Source organism: Anaeromyxobacter sp. SG66 (assembly GCF_022690805.1).
In the GTDB taxonomy this organism is placed as follows: Bacteria; Myxococcota; Myxococcia; order Myxococcales; family Anaeromyxobacteraceae; genus Anaeromyxobacter; species Anaeromyxobacter soli.
The window spans coordinates 1-9,577 of the sequence record NZ_JALCZC010000138.1 but is presented as its reverse complement, the minus strand read 5'-3'; the positions used below and the strand labels follow the sequence as shown (position 1 = coordinate 9,577).

Genomic DNA, 9,577 nt, shown 5'->3' with positions numbered 1-9,577 from the left:
GGGCCCCGCGAGCGCGAGCGCTCCGGCGCGGCGCGGGTCGAGGCCGGCGCCGGCGAGGCTCGCGCCGTCGAGCGGATCGAAGCCGAGCTGGGAGGCGAGCGCTCCGCGCGCGCCGGCGAGCTCACCCGCGCCGGGGAAGGACGCGGCGGTCGCGTGGAGGGCGGCGAGGTCGGAGGCGGCGCGGCCCAGCTCCGGCGCGAGGACCGCCGCACGCACGCCGGGTGGGAGGAACCGCTCCGCGGGGGCACCGCGGACCGCCTCCCGGCAGCCGCACCCCCGGCACCCGGCGGCGAGCGCGACGGCGACGAGCAGTGCCGGGGCCGCGCGGCGGAGCACGCGGGTTTCTTAGCATGCTAAACAGGCGCGCTCATGATCTTCTCGAACGACGACGACGCCCCCATCGCGCTCGACCTCGCGCCCGACTGGGCGGCCCGGCTCGGGCCCTCCGCGGCCCGCCTGGAGCTCGAGATCGGCTGCGGCCACGGCGGCTTCGCCCTCGGGTTCGCGGCGGCGTACCCCGACCGGGCGCTCGTCGCGATCGAGCAGCGGCGCGCCTTCGCCGAGGAGGTCGCGGAGAAGCGGGAGCGGCGCGGGCACGCGAACCTCGTCGTCATCCAGGGCGACGCCCGCATCCTCGCGCCGCGCCTCTTCCACGCGGGATCGCTCGCCGCGATCCACGTCCACTTCCCGGACCCCTGGTGGAAGCGCCGGCACGTCCGGCGGCGGCTCGTCGACGACCGCATGTCGACCCTGCTCCTCGGGCTCCTCGCGCCCGGCGGGCTGCTCGACTTCCGCACCGACGTCGAGCGCTACGCGCGGGAGGCGGTGGTGCGGCTCGAGGAGGCGGGGTTCGAGAACGAGGCCGGGCCCGGCGCGTTCGCGGAGCGGCCGCCCGACGAGATCCCCTCCACGCGCGAGAAGCGCTACCTCGAGACCGGTCAGCCGGTGTGGCGCCTGCGGATGCGCAAGCCGGAGTGACGGCGAGCGGAGACGCGAGCGCCCCCGGCCGTGTGGCCGGGGGCGTCGTCTTCCGGGCCGCTCCGCGCGCTTCGCCGCGTCGAGGCCTTCACGCGGAGTTAACGGCGCGTGCCGGTGCCGGACGTGTCGTAGCCGCCGCCCGTGCCCGTCGAGCCGCTGCTCGTGCCGGTGTCTGACGGGGTGCTGGTGCCGGGGGTGCTGCTGCTGCCGGAGGTGTCGCTGCCGGTGGTGCCCGTGCCGCTGCCCGTGCCCGGGGTCGCTGCGCCCGTGTCGCTGGTCGTGCCGCTGCTGGGCGTGCTGGTGTCGCCGCCCATGTGGCCACCCATGTCGCCGCCCATGTGACCGCTGGTCCCGCCGGCCATCGGGGCCGCCTCGATCTTCACCGCGACCTGCTTGCCGTCCTGCTCGTTGAAGCTGGCGCGGACGTCCTGGCCTTGCTGGATGTCGGAGATCTGGCCGGTGCGGCCGTCCACGGTGACGATCGTCTCGGGGACGACCTGGAGCGTCCTGCTGTCGCCCATGTCCGACTGGATCGAGACCGAGTTCGACGACACGCTCGCGACCTTGCCCATCAGCACCTTGTCGCTGTCGTGTCCCTTGATGTCAGGGCTCTGGGCGGTCGCGCTGCCCGAGGTGCCATAGGTGTCGCTCTGCGTTCCGGATCGCGCCGTGGTTTCGCTGGCGGTCGCGGGCGTGGTCCCCTCGGTCCGGGCCGTGCGGTTCGCGTGGGACGTCGAGCAGGCGATGCCGAACGCGAACGGCAACGCCAGCGCCATCTTGCGGATCTGCATTCTTCTCCCCCTCCTGATGCGCAAATGCTGTGCGCGGGTTCATCGGCCGGCGAGCCCCACCCGAAGGTGCGGGCGAGCGCGCGGGCTTCACCGCTGCGCCGCCGCCGGTGCCAAATATGTGGACTCTGGCCGAGCGAGGAGCGGCCGAGCCACACGACGCGCGTTTCTGCTCGCCCGCCGCCCCGCACGCCGGGCCCCCGCCCGGCACGGCGACCCGGGTGCCCGGAGAAGCACGGCCTGCGGCTATGCTGGCGAGATGACCGCTCGATTCACGAGGATGGCCCTCGGCGCCGCCCTGCTCGCGCTCCTCTCCATCGCCTGCCGGCGTCCCGAGGGGCCGGCCGACCGCTACCGCGTCTTCGCCGCCGCCGCGCGGGCGGGCGACGCCGACACCGTGTGGAGCATGCTCTCGGAGCGCTCTCGCGCCGAGCTCGACGAGCGGGCGAGGCAGGTGGCCGCGCGCGCCGCTCCCGGGGTCCTGCCCGCGACCGGCCGCGAGCTCGTGCTCGGGGACCTCTCGCCCACGGCCGGCCGGCTCGCCTCGGTGACGGTCCGGCGCGAGTCGCGCGACGCGGCGCTGCTCGCCGTGCAGGTCGAGGGCGCGGCCGGCCCGGCGGAGGTCGAGATGGTGCGCGAGGACGGGCGCTGGCGCGTCGTCCTCCCGGACGCGCAGCGCTCCTCCGGCCGGTAGCCAGGCGCCGAACCCTCTGTTAGAAAACGCTCTCCGCCATGAAGACCGCCGCCCAGATCCGCGAGCTGTTCCTCCGCTTCTTCGAGGAGAGGGGGCACCGCCGCGTCCCCAGCTCCTCGCTCGTCCCGCAGAACGACCCGACGCTCCTCTTCACGAACGCCGGGATGAACCAGTTCAAGGACGTCTTCACGGGACGTGAGAAGCGCGACTACTCCCGGGCCACCACCGCGCAGAAGTGCGTCCGCGCCGGCGGCAAGCACAACGACCTGGAGAACGTCGGGTTCACCGCCCGTCACCACACGTTCTTCGAGATGCTCGGGAACTTCTCGTTCGGCGACTACTTCAAGAAGGACGCGATCGCCTGGGCGTGGGAGCTCGTCACCTCCGAGCGCTGGCTCGCGATCCCGAAGGAGCGGCTCGCCGCCACCGTCTTCGCGGGCGAGGGGACCCTGCCTTGGGACGAGGAGGCCTACGACCTCTGGAAGGCGCAGGGCGTCCCGCCGGAGCGGATCCACAAGCTCGGCGCGAAGGACAACTTCTGGGCGATGGGCGACACCGGGCCCTGCGGCCCGTGCTCCGAGCTCCACTTCTTCCAGGGGAACGACATCCCCTGCGCGGAGGAGAAGGCCGGTCGCGCCTGCCAGGGCGTCGCCTGCGACTGCGACCGCTGGCTCGAGATCTGGAACCTCGTCTTCATGCAGTTCGAGCGCGGCGCCGACGGGGGCCTCACCCCGCTGCCCAAGCCCTCGATCGACACGGGCGCCGGCCTCGAGCGCATGGCGGCGGTCGCGCAGGGCAAGCGCTCGAACTACGACACCGACGTCTTCCAGAACATCATCCGCGCCATCGAGAAGCTCGCCGGGAAGCGCTACGGGGCGACCGACGCGGACGACGACGTGTCGATGCGGGTCATCGCCGACCACGCCCGCGCCACGACCTTCCTCGTGGGCGACGGCGTGCTCCCCGCCAACGAGGGGCGCGGCTATGTGCTCCGCCGCATCATGCGGCGCGCCATCCGCCACGGGAAGCGGCTCGGCCTCGAGAAGCCGTTCCTCGCGGACGTGTGCGAGGCGGTGATGCTGGAGATGGGCGACGCGTATCCGGAGACGCGCGAGAACCGCGCCTTCATCACCAAGGTGGCCGCGCAGGAGGAGGAGTCGTTCCGGCGCACGCTCGACAAGGGCCTCGCGATCCTCGAGGCCGAGATGCGCAAGCTCACGGCGCCCGAGACGCACCTCGGCAAGCCCGCCACGCCGCCGCCCGAGCGCCAGCGGCCGGTCATCGAGGGCAAGGTGACGTTCCAGCTCTACGACACCTTCGGCTTCCCCCTCGACCTGACCCGCGTCATCGCGGCGGAGCGCGGCTTCGACGTGGACGAGCAGGGCTTCGACCGGCACATGGCCGAGCAGCGCGCCCGCTCCGAGTGGAAGGGCTCGGGGGAGCAGGCCACCGGCGATCTGCACAAGCAGATCGCGGGCGAGCTCGGCGAGATCCGCTTCCTCGGCTACGAGGCGCCCAGCGCGCGCGCCGAGGTGAAGGCGCTCGTCGCGAACGGCGCGCGCGTCGCGAGGGCGGCGAAGGGGGACCGGGTCGAGGTCGTGACCGCCGCGACACCGTTCTACGGCGAGTCGGGCGGCCAGGTCGGCGACCAGGGCACCATCACCGCGGCCGGCGTGCGCGTCCGGGTGGAGGACACGCACCGGCCCGTCCCCGGGCTCGTCGTCCACGCCGGCGTGGTCGAGGAGGGCGCGCTCGCGGTGGGCGACGTCGTGGAGCTCGCCGTCGACGATCGGCGCCGCGACCTCATCCGCGCGAACCACTCGGCGACGCACCTCCTCCAGCTCGCGCTGCGCGAGACGCTCGGGGAGCACGTGAAGCAGGCCGGCTCGATCGTGGCGCCGGACTACCTGCGCTTCGACTTCTCGCACTTCCAGCCGCTCTCCGACGAGGAGCTCTTCGCCGTCGAGCGGCGGGTGAACGAGCTCGTGCGCGAGAACGCCGAGACGGACACCTCGGTGCTGAGGCTCGAGGAGGCGCGCCAGTCCGGCGCGATGATGATCTTCGGCGAGAAGTACGGCGACGTCGTCCGCGTCGTCCGCATCGGGCCCTCCAAGGAGCTCTGCGGCGGGACTCACGTGCGCCGCGCCGGCGACATCGCGTTCTTCAAGATCGCGAGCGAGGAGTCGATCGCCGCCGGCGTGCGGCGCATCGTGGCGTACACGGGCCCGAAGGCCGTCGAGCTCTCCCAGCGCGAGGCCGACGAGCTCCGGCGCGCGGCGGCGCTCCTCAAGGCGGGCGCCTTCGAGGTCGCGCAGAAGATCGAGCAGAGCCAGCGGCGCGTGAAGGAGCTCGAGCGTGCCCTCGACGACGCGAAGGGCAAGATCGCCGCGGCGCAGTCGGGTGATCTCGTGGCCCAGGCCCGCGAGGTGAACGGCGGCGCGAAGGTCCTCGCCGTGCGCGTGCAGGGCGACGGCAAGAGCCTGCGCGAGCTCGCGGACAAGCTGCGCGATCGGATCGGCAAGGGCGTCGTCGCGCTCGGCGCGGAGCAGGACGGCAAGGCGATCCTGCTGGTCGCGGTCACGAAGGATCTCACCGCGAAGCTCAAGGCGGGCGACCTCGTGAAGGAGGCGGCGAAGCTCGTCGGGGGCTCCGGCGGCGGCAAGCCGGACCTGGCGCAGGCGGGCGGCTCGGACCCCGCCGGGCTCGAGCGGGCGCTCGCGAAGGTGCAGGAGCTCGTCGCCGCCGCGCTCGGGTGATTGGCGAGTCACCCGGGAAACGCCGGACCGCGTTCGGGTGGCGGGGCGGGTGTCAAGCGAGGCGCGGCGTTGACCGCGCCCGCGCCCCCCGCCTACGATCCTCCCCCGCACGATGGCTCCGGTCCCCCGCCCGCGTCCGCAGCGCCGACGTTCACGAATCGTGGACTTCGCGCGAGCGCGCGAGGCGCGGCGGCTCAGGGACTTCCAGGCCCGCTGCCGCACGGTCACCGACGTGAACCGCGGCGCGCTCGGGCGGCTCTTCCAGACCGGCCTCATCTTCACGCGCCAGGGCGCGCGGCTCGGGCGCGACCTCCTCCTCGCCCACCAGCACCTCCTGCGCGTCTCGGACCTGCTCGACAAGATCGGCGAGCTGCCGGATCCCGGCGCGGACGGGGACGCCGCCGCCCTCTACGAGGAGGCGCAGGCGCTCCTCGCGCGCACCACCGAGCTCGCCGCGCGCTGCAGCGTGGTGCTCGCGCGCGGCAGCTGACCGCGCGTCCCGCGCCCGAGGGACGCGCGGCCGCGCGGCCGTCGCCGCCCGTCGCCGTCGCCCCCCGCTCCACGTTCACTGTACGACAACCCCTTCCTTGCGGTCCGCCGCGGGGCAGGGCAGGCTCGCCCGGGTCTCCAACCGGGAGTCAATACCTCCATGCGCAAGCACGCCCTCCTCGCCGCGATCGCGGCCCTCCTCCTCCCCGCCGCCGCGTCCGCGCAGGTCTCCCTCGGCGCCCGGCTCGGCTTCGCCCCGGCGATGGGCAACGTCGGCGGCGACGCCGGGGGCTCCAGCGTCGACCTGAGCGACTTCACGAAGAGCCAGATCCCGCTGCAGCTCGACCTGATGGTCCGCGTGACCCCCCAGCTCGCCCTCGGCGGCTACGCGTCCTACGGCTGGTCGAAGGGGACGCTGGATCTCGACGGGACGAACCAGAACGTGTGCGACCTCGACGGCGTGGACTGCTCCGGCGGGGTGCTGCGGCTCGGGGTGCAGGCGACCTACGCGTTCTCGACCACCGGCCAGTTCCAGCCCTGGGCGGGCGTGGGCACCGGCTGGGAGCGGAACCGGGTGAAGGCGGAGGGCGGCGGCGAGGAGCTCGAGTTCACGTTCTCCGGCTGGGAGGTCCTGAACCTGCAGCTCGGCGGCGACTACTTCGCCTCTCCTCGGTTCGCCGTCGGTCCCTACCTGATGCTCAGCATCGGCCGCTACGGCGAGATGAAGTACTCCGACAGCCTGGGGAACTCCGCGAGCGCCGACATCACCGACAAGGACGCCCACGAGTGGGTTCAGTTCGGCGTCCGCGGCCGCTTCGACCTGTAGCCGCCCGATCATCGAAGCGTCGAAGCCGCTGCGTCGACGGACGGCCGCCTCTCGGGGCGGCCGTCCTCGTTCGCGGGTTGCGGGACGGGCGGGCGCGGAGTACCCCTTCGGCCGCGATCGCGAAGGAGGGAACGCATGCACGGGAAGCTCGTCGAGCTCGAGGTGGAGTCGCGCGCGCTGGCGGGGAACGCGCTCGGGGATCCGGACCGGCGGCTCGTGCTCGCCTACCTGCCGGCCGGCCACGGTGCGGCGCCGCTGCCCGCGGTCTACTTCCTCCACGGCTTCACCGGGAGCGCGCGCGGGTGGTCGAACACCTCGGTGTTCGCGCCGACGGTGCCCGAGCGGCTCGACGCGCTCGTCGCCTCGGGCGCCATCCCGCCGGTCGTGGGGGTGTTCCCGGACGGCATGACCGCGCTCGGCGGGACGCAGTGGACGAACGCGCCCGCCGTGGGCCGCTACCAGGACTACGTCGCGGAGGACGTGGTCGCCCACGTCGACGCCGCGCTCGGCACCCTCCCGCGCCGGGAGGGACGCGCCATCGTCGGGAAGAGCTCGGGAGGCTACGGCGCGCTCGTCATGGGCCGCGACCGGCCCGACGTGTTCGCCCACCTCGCCTGCCACGCGGGGGACGCCTACTTCGAGTACTGCTACCTCCCCGACCTCCCGAAGGCGGCGGCGGCGCTCTCCGCCTCGGGCGACGCGGCGGCGTGGCTCGCGGAGGCGAAGCGGCGCGCGGCGGAGACCAAGCTCGGCGGGGCCGACCACCCCGTCCTGAACGTCCTCGCGATGGCGGCGCACTACGGCCCCGACCCGCGCGCGCCGCTCGGCCTCGCGCTACCCTTCGAGCTGCCCTCCGGCCGCGTCCGCGAGGACGTGTGGGCGCGCTGGCTCGAGCACGATCCCGTCCGCTTCGCGCCGCGGGCGCTCGAGGCCTACCGCCGGCTGGCGAGCGTGTTCGTCGACTGCGGGACGCGCGACGAGTACCACCTGCGCTGGGGCGCCCGCATGGTGGTCGAGACCCTGCGGGCGGGCGGCGTCGAGGTCGTGCACGAGGAGTTCGAGGACGGACACATGGGCATCAACTACCGGTTCGACGCCTCGCTGCGCTTCCTCGTCCCGCGCCTCGCGCGCGGGTAGGGCGATCGCGCGTCGGCGCGCGGCGCGCGCCCGCGGGTGCGCGGCCCGGAGCTCCGCTATCATGCCGGGATGATCGTCCCCTCCCGCGCGGCCGCCTGGTCGCTCCTCTGCGAGTACACGAAGACGCAGCCCCTGCGCCGGCACGCGCTGGCCGTCGAGGCCTCGATGCGGGCGCTCGCGCGGCGCGCCGGCGTGACCGAGCCGGGCGAGCTCGAGACCTGGGGCGTCGTCGGCCTCCTGCACGACTTCGACTACGAGCGCTGGCCGACCGAGGCGGACCACGTCTTCCGCGGCATGGAGATCCTGCGCGCGCAGGGCTGGCCCGAGGCCATCGTGAAGGCGGTGGGGGCGCACGCGTTCTACACGGGCGTGCCGCGCGAGACGCCCATGGAGCGGGCCATCGTGGCCGCGGACGAGCTCACCGGGTTCGTCGGCGCCTGCGCGCTCGTGCGGCCGTCGCGGAGCGTCGTCGACCTGCCGCCCGAGTCGGTGGTGAAGAAGATGAAGGACAAGGCGTTCGCGCGCTCGGTGGACCGCGAGTACATCCGGCGGGGCGCCGAGGAGATCGGGGCGCCGCTCCCCGAGCTCGTCGCGCTCGTCATCCGCGCTCAGATCCCCATCGCGGAGCGGCTGGGGCTCGCGGGGGCCCCCGCGCCGGACCTGCCGGACGCGCCCGTCCCGCCCGAGCCGGCCGAGCCCGCGGGGTAGCCCGCCGCCCTTGCCTCCCGGGTGGGGGCGAAGGTGCCCCGCGCGGAGATGGCGGGCCCCGCCGGACCGGGCCGCCGCTCACCGCCGCGTCCTAGCGCGAAGCCCGGCCTTAGCTTGGAGACATGGCCAGGACCACGCTCGCGCTCCTGCTCGCCGTGACCGCCTGTGGACGGCTCGACGACGTGGACTTCACGCGCTCCGCGACGCTCACCATCCCGGGGACCCCCGGCGGCGGACCCTCGGGGGCGATCGGTGGATTCGCCCCGATCGACCTCGGCGGTCAGGAGGCGCTCCGCGCGCAGGGCATCGACCCGGGCGACATCGACTCCGCGCACCTGCGCCGGCTGCACCTCGAGGTGCGGGAGGGCGCGAGCCTCGAGACGTGGCTCGACGACCTCGTCCTGCGCGCCCGGGCGGACGGCCTCCCCGCCGTCGTCGTCGCCGAGAAGCACGGCGTCCGCGCGCTGCCGGCCGGGACGCGCGCCCTCGACCTCGACGTCCACGGCGACGTCGACCTGAAGCCGTACCTCACCGGCCAGTCCCCGACGCTCGGCATCGAGGCGACCGGCGCGCCGCCCGCCTCGAACACCACCGTCGAGATCACCGCGACGATCCGCGTCGACGTGAACGTGACGGGGCTCCTTCGCTGAACGACAGCTCGTGGTTCGCGCTCATGGAGGCGGCCCTGGTCGGACGAGCGGCGCACCGCGCGCTCCGGTTGGGCATCGACGGGGTAGGCACGCGCGGTCCGGGAACGCTCCGCGCGGAGCACTGCGGGCGCAGAACGGTGAGCGTCATCGGCGGCAGTGTAGGGGTTCGCAAGCCGGGAGCACGCAAGCGGCGAGTCGTCGCTCCCGCCGCGCGGCCATGCGAACCGGTCCTCCGTCCGCTGGAGCTTCGGCCAACTCCGGGCCGCCGCTGGGTCACGGCGGCCACATCCCGAGCTGCATGACGGGACGCAGGGGCGCCATGTCAGCGCGCGAGAGCGGCGTCGGCTTGTCGCCCGCATCGCGGCGGAAGCGATTCATGTGGCCGCGCCCGAAGGTGCTCGCGTGAAGCAGATTGTGGGCTCGGCCTGACGGATCCCCTCAAATCAGCACACCTGAGCGGCAGCGATACGCTCTCGGAGTGAGTCCCATGGTTCTTCCGCCAGGGCGCCTTCGAGGAGGTCCGGCGCGTGGTCCGCGAGCACAAGTCTGCC

General features: G+C 73.9%; 9 protein-coding genes and 1 pseudogene. 8 read left to right on the top strand and 2 right to left on the bottom strand.

Translation table 11 applies throughout. The features are described 5' to 3' along the window. A pseudogene (locus tag MNZ39_RS21775) lies at window positions 1–336 on the bottom strand (hypothetical protein); the annotation flags it as partial. A 33-nt stretch (window positions 337–369) separates the two neighbouring features. Here MNZ39_RS21775 and trmB point away from each other — a divergent pair. After that, complete coding sequence (gene trmB, locus MNZ39_RS21770; RefSeq protein ID WP_242341201.1) at window positions 370–978, top strand: tRNA (guanosine(46)-N7)-methyltransferase TrmB; 609 nt, start codon at window positions 370–372, stop codon at window positions 976–978. Window positions 979–1,076: 98 nt separating this feature from the next. Here the strand turns inward: trmB and MNZ39_RS21765 are convergent, their stop codons facing one another. Further along, window positions 1,077–1,769, bottom strand: a complete 693-nt coding sequence (locus MNZ39_RS21765; RefSeq protein ID WP_242341200.1) for a hypothetical protein — start codon at window positions 1,767–1,769, stop codon at window positions 1,077–1,079. 256 nt (window positions 1,770–2,025) lie between these two features. Between MNZ39_RS21765 and MNZ39_RS21760 the strand changes: the two genes are divergently transcribed. The 7 genes from MNZ39_RS21760 (at window position 2,026) to MNZ39_RS21730 (ending at window position 9,026) form a co-directional block, all read left to right on the top strand. After that, window positions 2,026–2,460, top strand: coding sequence for a hypothetical protein (locus MNZ39_RS21760; RefSeq protein WP_242341199.1), 435 nt, complete (start codon window positions 2,026–2,028; stop codon window positions 2,458–2,460). A gap of 38 nt (window positions 2,461–2,498) precedes the next feature. Beyond that, window positions 2,499–5,216 carry an alanine--tRNA ligase gene (alaS, locus tag MNZ39_RS21755; protein WP_242341198.1) on the top strand — a complete coding sequence of 906 codons (2,718 nt, stop codon included), beginning with the start codon at window positions 2,499–2,501 and terminating at the stop codon, window positions 5,214–5,216. A gap of 160 nt (window positions 5,217–5,376) precedes the next feature. Beyond that, entirely contained in the window at window positions 5,377–5,706 is a 330-nt protein-coding gene (locus MNZ39_RS21750) for a hypothetical protein (RefSeq protein ID WP_242341197.1), read from the top strand. 159 nt (window positions 5,707–5,865) lie between these two features. After that, on the top strand, window positions 5,866–6,531 hold the full coding sequence (locus MNZ39_RS21745; RefSeq protein WP_242341196.1) for an outer membrane beta-barrel protein: 666 nt from the start codon (window positions 5,866–5,868) through the stop codon (window positions 6,529–6,531). 135 nt (window positions 6,532–6,666) lie between these two features. After that, entirely contained in the window at window positions 6,667–7,668 is a 1,002-nt protein-coding gene (locus tag MNZ39_RS21740) for an alpha/beta hydrolase family protein (protein ID WP_242341195.1), read from the top strand. 69 nt (window positions 7,669–7,737) lie between these two features. Beyond that, complete coding sequence (locus tag MNZ39_RS21735) at window positions 7,738–8,376, top strand: HDIG domain-containing metalloprotein (protein WP_242341194.1); 639 nt, start codon at window positions 7,738–7,740, stop codon at window positions 8,374–8,376. 122 nt (window positions 8,377–8,498) lie between these two features. Continuing rightward, window positions 8,499–9,026, top strand: coding sequence for a hypothetical protein (locus MNZ39_RS21730; protein ID WP_242341193.1), 528 nt, complete (start codon window positions 8,499–8,501; stop codon window positions 9,024–9,026). Window positions 9,027–9,577 lie beyond the last annotated feature (551 nt).

Excerpts from the sequence above, each read along its gene's own strand:
- trmB (WP_242341201.1), top strand. The coding sequence starts at position 370 with ATGATCTTCTCGAACGACGACGACGCCCCCATCGCGCTCGACCTCGCG.
- MNZ39_RS21765 (WP_242341200.1), bottom strand. The coding sequence starts at position 1,769 with ATGCAGATCCGCAAGATGGCGCTGGCGTTGCCGTTCGCGTTCGGCATC.
- MNZ39_RS21760 (WP_242341199.1), top strand. The coding sequence starts at position 2,026 with ATGACCGCTCGATTCACGAGGATGGCCCTCGGCGCCGCCCTGCTCGCG.
- alaS (WP_242341198.1), top strand. The coding sequence starts at position 2,499 with ATGAAGACCGCCGCCCAGATCCGCGAGCTGTTCCTCCGCTTCTTCGAG.
- MNZ39_RS21745 (WP_242341196.1), top strand. The coding sequence starts at position 5,866 with ATGCGCAAGCACGCCCTCCTCGCCGCGATCGCGGCCCTCCTCCTCCCC.
- MNZ39_RS21740 (WP_242341195.1), top strand. The coding sequence starts at position 6,667 with ATGCACGGGAAGCTCGTCGAGCTCGAGGTGGAGTCGCGCGCGCTGGCG.
- MNZ39_RS21735 (WP_242341194.1), top strand. The coding sequence starts at position 7,738 with ATGATCGTCCCCTCCCGCGCGGCCGCCTGGTCGCTCCTCTGCGAGTAC.
- MNZ39_RS21730 (WP_242341193.1), top strand. The coding sequence starts at position 8,499 with ATGGCCAGGACCACGCTCGCGCTCCTGCTCGCCGTGACCGCCTGTGGA.